At 50.3% G+C, this 14,416-nt stretch carries 13 protein-coding genes; 3 read left to right on the top strand and 10 right to left on the bottom strand.

Annotation, left to right across the window (positions count from 1 at the left end):
* Nucleotides 1-13: 13 nt before the first annotated feature.
* From K384_RS11355 to K384_RS11335, 5 genes are all read right to left on the bottom strand, one after another.
* On the bottom strand, nt 14-586 hold the full coding sequence (locus K384_RS11355) for a histidine phosphatase family protein (protein WP_051633360.1): 573 nt from the start codon (nt 584-586) through the stop codon (nt 14-16).
* Nucleotides 583-1,917: an aspartate kinase gene (locus tag K384_RS11350; protein WP_038032504.1), complete on the bottom strand. Its 1,335-nt coding sequence runs from the start codon at nt 1,915-1,917 to the stop codon at nt 583-585. The genes K384_RS11355 and K384_RS11350 overlap by 4 nt, the downstream gene beginning before the upstream one ends.
* A gap of 50 nt (nt 1,918-1,967) precedes the next feature.
* A complete protein-coding gene (gene ribH, locus K384_RS11345) occupies nt 1,968-2,453 on the bottom strand; it encodes a 6,7-dimethyl-8-ribityllumazine synthase (protein ID WP_038032501.1) in 486 nt (161 codons plus the stop codon).
* Nucleotides 2,454-2,544: 91 nt separating this feature from the next.
* Nucleotides 2,545-3,273 carry a tetratricopeptide repeat protein gene (locus tag K384_RS11340; protein ID WP_051633359.1) on the bottom strand — a complete coding sequence of 243 codons (729 nt, stop codon included), beginning with the start codon at nt 3,271-3,273 and terminating at the stop codon, nt 2,545-2,547.
* A gap of 153 nt (nt 3,274-3,426) precedes the next feature.
* Nucleotides 3,427-3,732 carry a DUF5684 domain-containing protein gene (locus K384_RS11335; RefSeq protein ID WP_245605307.1) on the bottom strand — a complete coding sequence of 102 codons (306 nt, stop codon included), beginning with the start codon at nt 3,730-3,732 and terminating at the stop codon, nt 3,427-3,429.
* 65 nt (nt 3,733-3,797) lie between these two features.
* Between K384_RS11335 and K384_RS11330 the strand changes: the two genes are divergently transcribed.
* Nucleotides 3,798-4,250, top strand: coding sequence for a DUF2752 domain-containing protein (locus K384_RS11330; RefSeq protein ID WP_051633358.1), 453 nt, complete (start codon nt 3,798-3,800; stop codon nt 4,248-4,250).
* On the opposite strand, the gene K384_RS11325 is transcribed toward K384_RS11330, so the two are convergent.
* From K384_RS11325 to ileS, 4 genes are all read right to left on the bottom strand, one after another.
* Nucleotides 4,247-5,284 carry a DUF6588 family protein gene (locus tag K384_RS11325; protein ID WP_038032496.1) on the bottom strand — a complete coding sequence of 346 codons (1,038 nt, stop codon included), beginning with the start codon at nt 5,282-5,284 and terminating at the stop codon, nt 4,247-4,249. The genes K384_RS11330 and K384_RS11325 overlap by 4 nt on opposite strands.
* 4 nt (nt 5,285-5,288) lie before the next feature.
* On the bottom strand, nt 5,289-6,092 hold the full coding sequence (gene murQ, locus K384_RS11320) for an N-acetylmuramic acid 6-phosphate etherase (RefSeq protein ID WP_038032494.1): 804 nt from the start codon (nt 6,090-6,092) through the stop codon (nt 5,289-5,291).
* Between the two features lie 11 nt (nt 6,093-6,103).
* On the bottom strand, nt 6,104-6,949 hold the full coding sequence (locus K384_RS11315; protein WP_038032492.1) for a hypothetical protein: 846 nt from the start codon (nt 6,947-6,949) through the stop codon (nt 6,104-6,106).
* A 195-nt stretch (nt 6,950-7,144) separates the two neighbouring features.
* On the bottom strand, nt 7,145-10,558 hold the full coding sequence (ileS, locus tag K384_RS11310; protein ID WP_038032489.1) for an isoleucine--tRNA ligase: 3,414 nt from the start codon (nt 10,556-10,558) through the stop codon (nt 7,145-7,147).
* 403 nt (nt 10,559-10,961) lie between these two features.
* Here ileS and K384_RS11305 point away from each other — a divergent pair, with 403 nt between their 5' ends.
* Nucleotides 10,962-12,116: an acyl-CoA dehydrogenase gene (locus K384_RS11305; protein ID WP_038032487.1), complete on the top strand. Its 1,155-nt coding sequence runs from the start codon at nt 10,962-10,964 to the stop codon at nt 12,114-12,116.
* An 87-nt stretch (nt 12,117-12,203) separates the two neighbouring features.
* On the opposite strand, the gene K384_RS11300 is transcribed toward K384_RS11305, so the two are convergent.
* Nucleotides 12,204-12,962 carry a hypothetical protein gene (locus tag K384_RS11300; RefSeq protein ID WP_038032485.1) on the bottom strand — a complete coding sequence of 253 codons (759 nt, stop codon included), beginning with the start codon at nt 12,960-12,962 and terminating at the stop codon, nt 12,204-12,206.
* A 150-nt stretch (nt 12,963-13,112) separates the two neighbouring features.
* On the opposite strand from K384_RS11300, the gene K384_RS11295 reads away from it, so the two are divergent.
* A complete protein-coding gene (locus K384_RS11295; protein WP_038032484.1) occupies nt 13,113-14,102 on the top strand; it encodes an aspartate-semialdehyde dehydrogenase in 990 nt (329 codons plus the stop codon).
* Nucleotides 14,103-14,416: the final 314 nt, after the last annotated feature.

Below are 14,416 nucleotides of genomic sequence, written 5' to 3'. Positions count from 1 at the left end.
AGGTAGCTAACCGCTACACAGGCGGATTCCAGCAGTCAAGAAACCAGTAGCCGTCTTTGTACTCGAAAACAGCCAAAGCAGGCGTTTGCAAGTTGGTAAAGAAGGTGATAGGCAAAGGTATGTTCACCAGCAGATGAAGCAGGGCACGCATGCAGCCGGCATGAGTCACCCAAGCCACGGTCTCTTGTTCCAACTCCAAGGTGTAGTCTATGGCCGTGCGCAAGCGCTCACACAATTGTTTGTAGCTTTCGCCACCGGGCGGTTGCCGGTGCACATAGTCCTGCATCCATGCCTGCAGCGCTTCTTCGGGTATTTCGTTCCAAGGCACCCCCTCCCACTCACCAAAGGAAAGCTCCTTCAAAGCGGGTATTGCCATTTTTTGACGGGCAGGCAAACGCTCTGCCAAACGGGCACAACGCTCCAGCGGACTGTAAAGCAGGGCATCGAAGTGGCCGGGCAGATAAGTCTGCAGCTTTGCCAGCTCTTTTTCGAAAAGAGCCTCCTTCAAGGGCACTTCTTTTTGCCCATAACACAACGCTCCGTAGGCTTCTTCAATGCTTGTATGACGCAGGCAGTAGAGTTTCATGAGCGTGCCGGTTCGGCTTTAAACAGGTGTTCATTCAATGACAGCAAAGCTTCTTTTTTGTAGCGCGTATCGAGCAGCAGAGAAATGTTGTGTGGACTGCCACCATAGGAAATCATACGCAAAGGGATGTTGCGCAAGGCTTCGAAGATGCCAACCCCCACGCCCGGCTTGTCGGCAACGAAGTTGCCCACAATGCAAACGATGGTCTGCTCCTTATCTACTTCCACATGCCCAAAGGCTTGCAGCTCTTTCACTATCTCGTCCAGGTGTGTGTCATCATCGATGGTCAGCGATACGGCCACCTCCGAAGTCGTAATCATATCGATGGGGGTGCGGTAACGCTCGAAGACCTCGAACACACGACGCAAGAAACCATAAGCCAGCAGCATGCGACTCGATTTGATTTTAATGGCGGTGATGCCATCTTTAGCCGCAATGGCTTTGATGTCGCGCTCTACGGACTCGTCGGTGATGAGGGTGCCGGGGGCTTGCGGTTCCATGGTATTGAGCAGGCGCACCGGGATTTTATATTTTTGCGCCGGTAAGATGCTGGCGGGGTGTAGTATTTTGGCACCAAAATAAGCCAGCTCGGCTGCTTCGTCGAAAGAGAGTTTGCGCAGCGGAAAAGTATCGGGCACAATGCGCGGGTCGTTGTTGTGCATGCCGTCAATGTCGGTCCATATTTGCACTTCTTCTGCGCCTATGGCTGCGCCTACTAAGGAAGCGGTATAATCGCTGCCGCCACGCCGCAGGTTGTCTATTTGGTCCTTGGCATTGCGGCAAATATATCCTTGCGTAATATACACCTCTGCCGGATGGGCTTCGAGCTGCCCAAGCAGCTCCCGGCGAATGTAGTTGATATCGGGTTCGTTGTGCTCGTCGGTACGCATAAAAGAAAGCGCCGAAAGCAGGCGGCTGTCCCAATTCAGCGTGCGGGTATAAAAGTAAAACAAGTGCGTAGAGAGCAATTCGCCTTGCGCAAGCAATATTTTCTCCAGCTCAATGCTCCAAGGCATGGCAAAGGATGAGGTAAGCAGTTGGATGGTATCGGCAATGTAAGCCAGGGCTTCTTGCAAAAGTGCCGGACTTTCGGCAAGCAACGATTCAGCTGCCTGACGGTGCTTCTGCTCAATATCGGCTACAGCCTGACGTGCAAGCCCCAAATGACCGGCTTTCAGGGCATTACTCAAATCAACCAAGCGGTTGGTTACTCCCGACATAGCCGAGAGCACTACCATCAGTGGTTTTTGCTCTTGGGCAATGATAGAAGCCACCGAGCGCATGCGTTCGGCACTGCCCACAGAGGTGCCTCCAAACTTCAGTACTTTCATAGCTGTATGTTTTTTACTGTGGAAAAATCGGCGGTAATATGAAGAAAAGGCTAAACAGCATCAAATCCCAACATTTTAATGGCTGTGATGGCTGCTTCGTCGCCTTTGTTGCCGTGCTTTCCGCCGGCACGATCCAAAGCCTGTTGCAAAGTATCGGGGGTGAGCACCCCAAACACCACCGGCTTATTCCATTTCAAGCCTACTTCGGTCAAACCAATGGCGACGGCTTGCGCAATAAAATCGAAATGACGGGTTTCGCCCTGAATGATGCATCCTAAACATATGACGGCATCGATGTCGGGGCGTTGTGCCATCCACTGTGCCCCCAAGCTCAGCTCGTAGCTACCCGGCACGGTCTTCACCACAATGTTCTCTTCTTTGGCTCCATGCTTCAGAAGTGTTTGATAAGCCCCCTCCAGCAGTTTGCCTGTTACCTGTTCGTTCCACTCGGCCACCACAATGGCAAAGCGTTTACCACTGATGTCGCCTATGTTTTTTTGTGAATAGTCGCTTAGATTTTTGAGTTGGGTTGCCATAGATTTTGCTCTATTTGAGTGAATCAACAAAAAATGGGTAGAGTTTGAAAGCTCTACCCATCTGTATGTTTTTGAAGTGTTGAATGCGTGCTTAATTAGACGGCGTAGAGCTCAACTGCTCTGCACGCGCCTTGTACTTCTTGGCTTCGTTTACCACTTGTGCATTGGGGAAACGCTTCAGAATCACATCGTAGGTTTCCACTGCCTCTGCCCACTTGCCCATCTGCTCGTAAGCCAAAGCCTGTTTCATCAAGTAAACGGGTGTAAAATAAGGGTTGGGTTTGTGCTTAGCTGCTTTTTCGTAGGCAGCCACGGCCTCCTCCCATTGCTTCAGCTCGGCGTGGGCATCGCCCAAAAGTGCATAGGCACGCGCCTGTACTAAGGCATCTTTTGCTTTGAATTGTTTGAGCTCGACAATGGCTTGTTCATAGTTGCCCTCTTTCAGATAAGCCACACCGGCATAGAAGTGAGCAGCATCCTCTACTTCTGCCATCGGATACTCCTCGGCTACTTGCAGGGCACCCAAATAGTTACCATTGCCTTCAAGCACCAGTTTGGTGGAATCCAAGGCAAAAAAGGTTTCAGCAGCAAACAATTCGTTCAATGCCTCTTCCTGCTGCGTGCTTTTCATGTAACGGTAAGCCATGAAGGCCCCTACCACCGCCACCAGAGCCACCAGCCCGATGGTCAGGCGCTGACGGTTCCTCTTTAAGAAATCGGTGGTTTCGTTCAATACCACCTCCGGGTTTTCCACCAATGCTTCTGCCAAAGATTCGTTTGCTTTGGGCGTTTCTTTGTCTTTATTTGATGTTTTTGCCATTGTACCCAATTTTAGACTGCCAAATTTAGAACAATCTTTTGATTCGCACAACTTTCTGCTAAGTAGTTTTTGCATGACCAAACAAAAAAGAAGAGGAAGCGGGCTGCTTCCTCTTTTGCTATTTTTGTAATATTGGCGGGTTGTTTCTACAACCTATGCTTGCCGGGCAGCTGCCGGTCCCTCATACTCGGCATCACCAAAAGCGAGCATGGGCAGAAATACAAATGGCACCAAAAGCATACCAATTCCAAAGCCGGTACCTTTACCAAAACTTTGGGCTAAATCAATGTACACAATGATTATAGCTACGATGTTTGCAAGTGGAATGATAAACAGAACAATCCACCAAGTGGGACGCCCCACTATTTCCAGTAATTTTATGAGGTTGTAAATAGGGATAAGGCTTGCCCATCCCGGCTGGCCGGCTTTTGTGAAAAACTTCCAAATGCTCGCTGTCATTAAAATATTATCTACAAATAACTTCTTGATAACTTGATAAAAAGTAAAAACAAAAAGCATAGCAAATGCATAAACAAACACCTGCCGATATCAGAAATAAACTGCAAGTTCAGAAAAAAAAGCGCTTTTATGCCTTTACAAGCTTGCTTGTGCTTGCAGCTTATGCCTGGATAAGCTGGCATTTATACGCCGGTCATCAGGCTGCCAAACTGGGCGTTTGCTGGAGTAAAAACCTGTTAGGAATAGCCTGTCCCGGCTGTGGCACTACACGGGGCATGTTGGCTGCCCTGCAAGGATACTGGCAGCGGGCACTATACTATAATCCTCTGAGCTTTCCGGCGCTTATGGCATTGGCTTTGCTCCCTTTCTTTTTGCTTTACGACCTGATCAAAAAGAAAACACTCACCTATAGCCTTTATCTACTGGCAGAGCGGTGGCTCCGGCGGCCGGCTGTGCTTTTGCCTTTAGCTGTGCTTATCGTGCTCAACTGGCTATGGAATATTCAAAAAGGGATTTAGGGGTTGTTGTTGCCAAAACCAATGGTGACACTCAAAGTACTGTATTGGCTTAACACGGCACTGACTGCCAAAAAGGTCTTTTTCACGCGCAACTTGGCACCTATGTTAGCGGCTATGCGTTGCCCTTCATAAGTTTGATCTATGGGATTGGTGATGATTTCCTCTCCCACCTTATAGGTGCCTTCCAGACGGTTGGTGGCGATGCTCTTATCATACTGCATGCCCCCAAAAAAAGTCAGAAAAGCAATTTTTTTAGAAGCAGCCATCCCCACACTGTAAGCCGTTACGCCATAGCGCAGCAACTGATCACGGGGATCGCCGGCACCCAAGGAACGAAGCTCCAAAGGATAGGAAAAGTTGGCTTGTGAGTAGCTCCCCCACACCGACAGGCTGAAAGGTGCCAAAGCAATAGAAGGAATCCACTGCTTCAAGTCATGCATGAGGCTTACCCCCCAGTAGCTCATTTGAATGTTATCGGGTATGTCGCTGACAAAGGGACTGACCAAAGGTGCCACATTGGGCAAAAAACGAATGCTCAGCTCCGTATTACGGAACAAACCAATGCTAAATTGAGGATATACCGCGGGAAAGAAGGCATATTGTTTATAAATAAGCCCCAAACCTTGCGGTAAAAACACCAGGCTGTCGTTTAAGCGGTTGCGCAAAACGGACAAGTCGCCACGCTCCCCGATGGCTGTTGGGGCAGAGCTGTCGCCCGCTATGACAATGCCATTTTCAAGCCCCAGGTCAATCAGGTTGTAGCGCTGCTCATAAGCCGGATACACCACCGACGATTGCACAAAGCGAAAATTACTTTGCCATCGTTTCAAGGGCTGGGCAGTTTCATGCCAACCGTCACTCATGGCAAAGCCAATGGTTCTGCCCAGAGGTGCATTGTAGGCTTCCATAATTTTTTGGGCGTCATTCAAACCAAGGCTTAGCACCTGTTCAATGCGCTCCTGTTGTGCTTGCAGCGGAAAGAGAGCGCCCAAGCAACAAAAAAACAGTATGGCGAAGCAGATATTTTTTTTCATGGGGCTATTCGTTAAAGCTTTCAATCACCTTACGGACACTACCGTACTGCTCGAGCAAATTCCTTGCCTCTGTGTAAGAAAGCCCCAGTTCTTCCATAATAATTTTACAACCCCTGTCTATCAGCTTCGTGTTAGCCAGTTGCATATCTACCATTTTGTTGCCGCGTACATGCCCCAGCTGAATCATAGTAGCCGTAGATATCATATTGAGTACCAGCTTTTGCGCGGTACCTGCCTTCAGGCGTGTGCTGCCCGTAACAAACTCGGGACCTACAATGACTTCAATGGGATAGTGAGCAACCTTCGCCAAGGCGGTATCCGGATTGCAAGTAATGCAAACAGTCGTTATGCCATTTTTTTGAGCTTCACGCAAGCCGCCTACGACATAGGGCGTGCGTCCCGAGGCACTCAAGCCTACCACCACGTCGCGCGGCGATACGTCGTAAGCCTGCAGGTCTTTCCATGCTTGTTGCTCATCGTCTTCGGCAAACTCCACTGCTTTGCGAATAGCCCGGTCGCCGCCGGCAATGATGCCAATGACCAAATCATGAGGCACGCCGAAGGTAGGCGGACACTCCGAGGCATCGACGATGCCCAGACGCCCACTGGTGCCGGCACCAATATAAAACAAACGCCCACCCGCTTTCATCTTCTGCACAATGGCTTTGACGGCTGCCTCTATTTGTGGGATAGCTTTTGCCACTGCCAAAGGCACGGTTTGGTCTTCGCGGTTCATGCCCTCGAGCAGCTCTCTGATGCTCATCTGCTCCAGGTGGTCGTAATGTGAAGGAGATTCTGTTATGCTCATAATATTTTTACTTACACCATTTCATGATATTTCAACAAACCGGGCAAGGGGCTTTGTTCTATACGCACCACCTGCACATCGAATGATTGCGCCGATGCACGCAAGAGCTCTTGAAAATGGAAGGCTATAGAGCCCGTGAAAGCCACCGGGTAGAGGTAGTAATCTTTTATTTTACAAAGGTAACGTTCAAAAAACAAATCAAAAGCATGGCGTAGGAAAGTGCCTACGTACTCATCTGTGCAATACTCTTTAAGAAAGGGCACAAACTGCGCAAAGTATCGGTTGGGATGTGCACTGTGGTAAGCAGCCTGCAAGACGTCGTCTAAGCGCAAGGCATATTGCATGCGAAAGGCTTCTTGTAATGCTCCGGGCAGGGCTCCATGCAAGTAAAGCTTCACCCACTCGCGCCCCAGATAAGCCCCGCTGCCCTCATCGCCCAACCAAAAGCCCAAGCTTGGCGGGTTATCCGTAATGGCTTGCCCGTCATAGAGGCACACATTAGCCCCCGTTCCCAAGATGGCGGCAATTCCTTGGCGATGCCCCCACAGCGCACGGGCAGCCCCCAGCATGTCGTGCTCCACTTCTATATGTGCTTCGGGAAAACAGGCAGCAAGTGCTTTGGTTAGCTGCTGCTTCTTCTCTTGACTGCTGCAGCCTGCCCCATAGAAAAAAATCGCTGCGGGCGAAGGCAACCGCGCCAGAACGGGCAACAAAGTGGCTTCTATTGTCTGCTGCATGGCGGCGCTGTCCATGTAGAAAGGATGCAAACCGGCGGTTTTTACTTTTATCTGCTGTGCTTCGTGTATATACACCCAATCGGTTTTGGTGCCTCCGCTGTCTGCTATGAGTGTTGCCATTCGTTTGTTGGAATTTAGCTTAGCGTACTGATTAAAGCGCACACACAATTTTCAAAAATAAGATTTTGTTCCGTTTCCGGCTCATAAGCAGGCGAAAAGCGGATGAACTTTTAGCCGTTCATTTACGGGAGGTAAGCAAACAAGAAGGGCATGGCTTGCGCCACGCCCTTGCTTCCTTTATTCTGACGGCAGGGGTCAGGCTTTCATGGCTTCGGCAAGCGAAACAGACACCCGCAGCTCGCGCCCGTCCAAGTCAAACACATGAGCATCCGGCAAGTCATCTACAAGCTCAAGCTGCAGAGCTTGCGTTTCCTGCATGATGTAAGCCTTGTGGGTTTCTATGGCACGATTGAACAGCTCATCGAGTTTTTGCACACGGATGGCTATTTTATCCTGCACTTCAAACTGCAGGTCTTTGCGTAGGTTCTGAATACGGTTCACCACATCACGGGCAATGCCTTCCATGAGCAGGTCATCGTCGAGGCGGGTATCCAAAGCAACTGTCAAGCCGCGCTCGGAAGCAACGGACCAGCCTTCGATGTCTTTCGACTCAATGATGACGTCCTCTTGGGTGAGGGTGATGGACTGCCCTTCTACTTCTATGGTATAGCTGCCTGTCTGCTCCAGTGCTTTGATTTCATCGGCACCAAACTGCTGAATGGCTGCCGCAATGGGTTTCATCAGCTGTTTGTAGGTTTGTCCCAACCGGCGGAAGTTGGGCTTGGCTGTTTTCACCAAGATACCGGAAGAGTCATCTACAAATTCTATGTCTTTCACGTTCACCTCTGCCTTGATGATGTCGGCAACTTCCTCTATTTGCCGGCGCATGGTATCGTTCAAAACAGGAATAAGAATGCGGTGCAATGGCTGACGCACTTTGATTTTTTCACGCTTGCGCAGCGCGTGGGTAAGCGAAGAGATGCGCTGTGCCAAATCCATCTTTTCTTCCAAGTCGCGGTCTATGTGAGCGGCAAGCGGCTGCGGGAAGTCAGTCAGATGCACCGACTCAAACGGCTCCTTGCCGGTGGTGTCGTTCAGGTCTTTGTAAAGACGCTCGGCATAGAAGGGTGCAAAAGGCGAAGTCAACTTGGCAATAGTTACCAGGCACTCGTAGAGGGTCTGATACGCCGCCACTTTGTCTTGATTGTATTCGCCTTTCCAGAAGCGTTTACGGTTCAAACGCACATACCAGTTGCTCAGGTCCTCTATCACGAAGTGCTGAATGGCACGGGTAGCCTTGGTGGGCTCATAGTCTTCCATTGCCTGCTCTACGGTAGCAATCAAAGTATTGAGGCGGGAGATAATCCAACGGTCGCTTTCGGGGCGCTGCGCCACAGGGATGGGCTCTTCCTTGTAGGTAAAGCCATCGAGGTTGGCATACAACGCAAAGAAGCTATAGGTGTTGTAGAGGGTACCGAAGAACTTACGCTTCACTTCATCGACGCCGGCGAGGTCGAAGCGCAGGTTTTCCCAAGGAGCCGCATTGCTCACCATATACCAGCGGGTGGCGTCGGCGCCGTAGGTAGCCAGTGTCTCGAAGGGGTCTATCACATTGCCCTTCGATTTCGACATTTTATCGCCGTTTTTGTCAAGCACCAAGCCGGTAGAAACCACATTTTTGAAAGCCACGCTGTCGAAGAGCATCACCGCCAGGGCATGCAGGGTAAAGAACCAACCGCGGGTCTGGTCCACCCCTTCGCTGATAAAATCGGCAGGGAAGGATTTCTTGAATTCCTCTTGGTTTTCAAAAGGATAATGCCATTGGGCATAAGGCATGGCACCTGAGTCGAACCACACGTCGATGAGGTCCGGCTCACGGTGCATGGGTTTGCCGCTGTCCGACACCAAAACGATTTCATCTACATAAGGACGGTGCAGGTCGGGCAGGTCGGTGGACTGCTGCAAGCCCAAACGTTCGTTGGCTTTTTGTATTTCGACGCGCAGCTCTTCGAGCGAACCAATGCATTTTTCTTCGCTGCCATCTTCGGTACGCCATACGGGCAAAGGTGTGCCCCAATAGCGCGAGCGCGACAGGTTCCAATCGACCAGGTTTTCTAGCCAGTTGCCAAAGCGCCCTTCACCGGTAGATGCCGGTTTCCAGTTGATGGTTTTGTTTAACTCTACCATCCTGTCTTTCAGGGCAGTGGTGCGTATAAACCAAGAATCCAAGGGGTAATACAAGACGGGCTTGCCTGTGCGCCAGCAATGTGGATAGCTGTGCACGTATTTTTCCACTTTGAATGCCTTGTTCTCTTCTTTCAGAATGATGGCCAAAATAACATCGGTGCTTTTGTAGTCGGGCTGTGACTCGTCTTCATCCAGGTAGTTTTTCACATAGAAGTCGTCGGCGGTGAACTCCTTATGTGCCCGGATGCCCAACTCCTTCATTTTTTTGAGTAATGCTTCGCCAATAGGACGAATGAACTTCCCTTCTTTATCTACGGTGGGCATGAGGCTGCCGTCTTCGCCTTCGACCAACATGGCAGGCACGCCGTTTTGTTTGGCTACGCGGGCGTCGTCTGCCCCAAAAGTAGGCGATATGTGCACGATACCGGTACCGTCTTCGGTGCTTACGAAGTCGCCAATAATGACGCGGAAAGCTTTTTCTTCCCATTCTTCTTTTTGCAAGAAAGGCAAGAGCTGCTCATAGCGTATGCCGGCCAGGTCCTTGCCTTTCCATTGCCCGGCTATCTCATAAGGAATCAGCTTGTCGCCCGCTTGGTAATCGCTTAGTGCCAAACCTTCGGCTTTTTTCGAGAAATAGGCAGGCAAGCGGTCTTTTGCCAAGATAACAGACACCGGGCGGTGGGTATAGGGGTTGAAAGTGCGCACCTTCACATAGTCAATATCTTCGCCTACGGCCAGTGCCATGTTCGAAGGCAGTGTCCAGGGGGTGGTGGTCCAAGCCAAGAAAAAGACTTCTTCCTGCTCGTCATCGAAAAGGAAAGCCGACTGCTCATTGCGCTTTACTTTAAACTGCGCCACCACCGAGGTATCGCTTACCTCTTTGTAGGTGCCGGGATAGTTCAACTCATGCGAGCTAAGGCCTGTGCCGGCTGCCGGCGAGTAGGGCTGTATGGTATAGCCTTTGTAAAGCAGCCCCTTCTTGTAAAGCTCCTTGAGCAAAAACCACAGGGTTTCTATGTACTTGTTGTCGTAGGTGATATATGGGTTGTTCAAATCGACCCAGTAGCCCATCTCTTCGGTGAGGCGGTTCCACAGGTCGGTGTATTGCATCACGGTTTCACGGCAACGGCGGTTGTAGTCGGCAATGGATATTTTCTTGCCAATGTCTTCTTTCTTGATGCCCAGTTCTTTTTCTACCTGCAACTCTACGGGCAAGCCGTGTGTGTCCCATCCGGCCTTGCGCTTCACCTGAAAGCCTTTGAGTGTTTTATAACGGCAAAAAAGGTCTTTAATGGTGCGCGCCATCACGTGGTGAATGCCCGGCTTGCCATTGGCAGAGGGCGGCCCTTCATAAAACACAAACGAAGGTTTTCCTTCGCGTTGGTTTACGGACTTTTCAAAAGTGCCGTGCTCTTTCCAAAAAGATAAGATTTCACGGTTGACTTGGGCTAAGTCAAGCCCTTTATACTCCGGATATGACATAACTACAATGCTTTTTTATGTGAACGGATAAGACAAGAATCGATAACGGAATGTGCCGGCAGGTATGCGGATATGGCAGTGAGCAAGCCTAAGCAGTAGTGCAAAAGATGTGTTATGCATCCCCCCCAAGGGGGATAATCGCAAAAATAGAAGGCGGTATGTGTGTGCTCACAAACATTTGGTATCTGCATGAATGACAGGCTTTGCAAAAAAACTAAATTCTGCGCAGTTGCGCAAATAGAATCAAAGGCAGAATGCAAGCATAAGCCCCTCTCCTGTGCCTTTTACAAACTCTAACATTTTGCTTTTGGATAATGAGAGAAAAACAAATTTTGCTTAACTTTGTTTTGTTTTAAAAAATCTAAAAATCTTCCTATTTTACACACCAAAGAACAACAAAGCTATGACCACCATAACCACCGAAAGAGAGGGGTTACTCAAAGAAATAGCCGAGAGCGTGCGTGAATTTGCCGAGCGTCGCATCCGGCCCCATATCATGGAATGGGATGAAAGCCAGACTTTTCCCGTTGAGCTTTTCCGCGAACTGGGCGAGCTGGGCTTAATGGGTATCTTGGTACCTGAAACATACGGCGGTGCCGGCTTGGGCTATGATGCCTATGTAACCGCCATCATAGAGCTTGCCAAAGTGGACCCTTCCATTGCCTTGTCAGTAGCAGCCCACAATTCCCTCTGTACCAATCATATTTTGCAGTTCGGCACCGAAGAGCAAAAACGAAAATACCTGCCCAAATTGGCTTCGGGCGAATGGATAGGCGCCTGGGGCTTGACCGAACCCAACACCGGCTCCGATGCCGGCAATATGCGCACTACCGCCGTTGCCAATGGTGATTTTTATGTTATCAACGGAAGCAAGAACTTCATCACCCACGGCATCAGCGGACAGGTAGCCGTAGTGATGACCCGCACCGGCGCTCCCAATACTTCAGGCAACGCTACCGCTTTCATTGTAGAGCGGGGCACGCCCGGTTTTATGGGGGGCAAAAAAGAAAACAAACTGGGCATGCGGGCTTCCGAAACTGCCGAGCTCATCTTTGACAACTGCCGGGTGCCCAAAGAGAACATACTGGGACAGGTAGGCGACGGTTTCCGTCAGGCACTGGCTATTCTCGATGGTGGGCGCATATCCATTGCTGCCCTGTCGGTAGGCATTGCCGAAGGCGCTTATGAAGCCGCCTTGCAGTATGCCAAAGAGCGCGAACAGTTCGGACAAGCCATCGCCAAGTTTCAAGCCATTGCGTTCAAGCTGGCAGACATGGCAACGGAAATAGAAGCAGCCAAGCTGCTGACCTATCAGGCTGCTTCGCTCAAAGACCGCAAGCTGCCTGTCACCAAACAGTCTGCCATGGCTAAATACTATGCTTCGGAAGTGGCTGTGCGTGTAGCCAACGACGCCGTGCAGATTTTCGGCGGCTACGGCTATGTGAAAGACTTTCCGGTAGAGAAATTTTACCGGGATGCCAAGCTGTGCACCATAGGCGAGGGCACTTCAGAAATACAAAAGCTGGTCATCTCACGCCAAATCATCGGACGGCTTTAAGTACTCTATTCATAGTGTAATACATACCTCACTAACAGTCCGGAATATTTTCGGGCTGTTTTTTATTATGATATGCCCGGCTTGCCTTTAGCGGGCATAGACCGGCTCGCTTACCGGCGGCAAAGGCAAGAGCTTCAAAGCTGTTTCTTTTTTCAGCGGCACGCACAAGCCAAAGCGAAAAGTAAGCATGTTGTCGTTGCCGGGACGTGTGCCCAAAGTGCCGATGTTGTCGAGGTAATCCGTCGTGGGGTTCCACCAGCTCAATTCAGTGTGCAACCCCCAGCCATTGACAAACACATAGCGCATGCCGGCACCAAAGGGAAACACCAGAGCCATCGTACCGTATTCTTCTCCGGGCGGGCGCGTATCGATTTGTTCTGCCAAGCTGTTGCCTTCCAAGTCGCGCGGGTCGTAGCGCAACAGCCCCACCCCCAACTGCAAATAAGCTTGAAAATGCCTTTTGCGGATGAAATTAAAATACAGGCGGTACTGCAAACTTTGGAAGGCGGTATTGAACGCCTTCACCGTGCGCACCGAGGGTTCGGGGGCTTGATAGGCATAGTTCTCGCTGCGTAAGGACCCCACAAACAAATTTAAAGAGCTGTTCCACCTCATTTTTTTGGTAAAATGCAAAGCCAGCGCCATGTGCGGCGACCAGAAGTCATAACGGCTGCTGAGGTCGCCCATATAGGCATTGCCACCTATGCCCAGTTCAAGCAGGCGGGTATAGCGGTCGCTGTGTTCAATCAGGTATTGCGCCTGTGCCGGTACTAAACCGCCAATGCCCCACAGCCAGAAAAAAATGCCCCACCAATTGCTTTTCCACAAATCAACAGTTTGCTTCATGCTTGCCCGTACTTAGTTGCTTGAAAGATAAGGAACTTTTGCCAATGAAGCCATGCGTTCTTCACGCCTCTTTTTCTTTGCACTTTATTTACAATCTATATCTTTGAGCCACGTTTAGTAAGCATTCAACCATCCAAAATGAAGAGTTCTATGAAAGTAGCAGTTGTGGGTGCCACCGGCTTGGTAGGCGGCACCATGCTCCGGGTGCTCGAAGAGCGCCGTTTTCCCGTATCGACCTTGCTGCCTGTGGCTTCGCCGGCTTCGGTAGGCAAAAAAATAAGCTTCAACGGGCAGGAATACAGCGTAATAAGTATAGAAGATGCCATTGCTCAAAAGCCGGATATCGCTATTTTTTCGGCAGGCAGCAGCACCTCGCTCGAATATGCCCCCCGCTTTGCGGAAGCAGGCACCTTCGTCATCGACAACTCCTCTGCCTGGCGCATGCATCCCGGCAAAAAGCTGATTGTGCCGGAAATCAACGGTCATCTGCTCACTGAGGAAGACAAAATCATAGCCAATCCCAATTGCTCTACCATCCAGATGGTGGTGGCACTGCATCCGCTGCACCGCCGCTACCGCCTCAAACGCATTGTGGTGGCTACCTATCAAGCAGTAACCGGCACCGGCAAAAAAGCAGTGGACCAATTGATGGAAGAGCGTGCCGGCAAAGAAGCAACTAACAAGGCATACCCCTACCCCATTGACCTGAACGCACTGCCTCATATAGATGTGTTCATGGAAAACGGCTACACCAAAGAGGAAATGAAGATGGTGAACGAGACCCGCAAAATCTTGCAAGACGACAGCATAGGTGTAACCGCCACAGCAGTGCGCATCCCGGTTATTGGCGGGCATTCGGAAGCCATCAATGCCGAATTTCATGAAGAATTTGAGCTTGAAGAAGTACGGCAACTGCTGCAAGAAGCCCCGGGCGTGGTCTTGCTCGATAATCCTGCCAAGCTCGAATACCCCATGCCGCTTTACGCCCAAAACCGGGATGAAGTGTTTGTAGGGCGCTTGCGCCGCGATGAGAGTCAGCCGCGCACGCTCAACCTGTGGGTTGTTGCCGATAACCTGCGCAAAGGGGCGGCTACCAACGCCGTGCAAATTGCAGAGTTGCTGGTAAAGAAGTTTTTCTAAGCAAAAGCATTTGCTTTAGTTGAGCGTAGCAAGCCGCGGGAAAAAAGCGGCCGGCTGCGCTTTTTTTATCTGCCCTTGGATACTCCGGACTTTTTGCTTTTTCATGCCCCTTTATTGCTTTATCCTTTCGTTATCCTCCTTATCATTCTGGTTTTCCTCTGTCACTTCTATTCCCCTTGGTTATTTCGCCTCCCCCCTTTGTCATTTCGACTTCCCTCCTTGTCATTTCGAGCGTAAGCGAGAAATCTCTTTTTGCTTCCTGTGGCTTGGATTGATGAGATCTCTCACTCGCTGCGCTCGTTCGAGATGACAAG

Origin of the sequence: Thermonema rossianum DSM 10300 (assembly GCF_000426825.1) — a bacterium.
Classification (GTDB): Bacteria; Bacteroidota; Bacteroidia; order Cytophagales; family Thermonemataceae; genus Thermonema; species Thermonema rossianum.
Note: the sequence above shows the minus strand (reverse complement) of the source record. Positions and strands in the feature narration are given on the sequence as shown.

Bases quoted from the DNA above. Each gene is read 5' to 3' on its own strand.
- K384_RS11305 (WP_038032487.1), top strand. From the start codon at position 10,962: ATGACCACCATAACCACCGAAAGAGAGGGGTTACTCAAAGAAATAGCC.
- K384_RS11340 (WP_051633359.1), bottom strand. From the start codon at position 3,273: ATGGCAAAAACATCAAATAAAGACAAAGAAACGCCCAAAGCAAACGAA.
- K384_RS11325 (WP_038032496.1), bottom strand. From the start codon at position 5,284: ATGAAAAAAAATATCTGCTTCGCCATACTGTTTTTTTGTTGCTTGGGC.
- murQ (WP_038032494.1), bottom strand. From the start codon at position 6,092: ATGAGCATAACAGAATCTCCTTCACATTACGACCACCTGGAGCAGATG.
- K384_RS11350 (WP_038032504.1), bottom strand. From the start codon at position 1,917: ATGAAAGTACTGAAGTTTGGAGGCACCTCTGTGGGCAGTGCCGAACGC.
- ileS (WP_038032489.1), bottom strand. From the start codon at position 10,558: ATGTCATATCCGGAGTATAAAGGGCTTGACTTAGCCCAAGTCAACCGT.
- K384_RS11335 (WP_245605307.1), bottom strand. From the start codon at position 3,732: ATGACAGCGAGCATTTGGAAGTTTTTCACAAAAGCCGGCCAGCCGGGA.
- K384_RS11300 (WP_038032485.1), bottom strand. From the start codon at position 12,962: ATGAAGCAAACTGTTGATTTGTGGAAAAGCAATTGGTGGGGCATTTTT.
- K384_RS11330 (WP_051633358.1), top strand. From the start codon at position 3,798: ATGCATAAACAAACACCTGCCGATATCAGAAATAAACTGCAAGTTCAG.
- K384_RS11355 (WP_051633360.1), bottom strand. From the start codon at position 586: ATGAAACTCTACTGCCTGCGTCATACAAGCATTGAAGAAGCCTACGGA.
- ribH (WP_038032501.1), bottom strand. From the start codon at position 2,453: ATGGCAACCCAACTCAAAAATCTAAGCGACTATTCACAAAAAAACATA.
- K384_RS11315 (WP_038032492.1), bottom strand. From the start codon at position 6,949: ATGGCAACACTCATAGCAGACAGCGGAGGCACCAAAACCGATTGGGTG.
- K384_RS11295 (WP_038032484.1), top strand. From the start codon at position 13,113: ATGAAAGTAGCAGTTGTGGGTGCCACCGGCTTGGTAGGCGGCACCATG.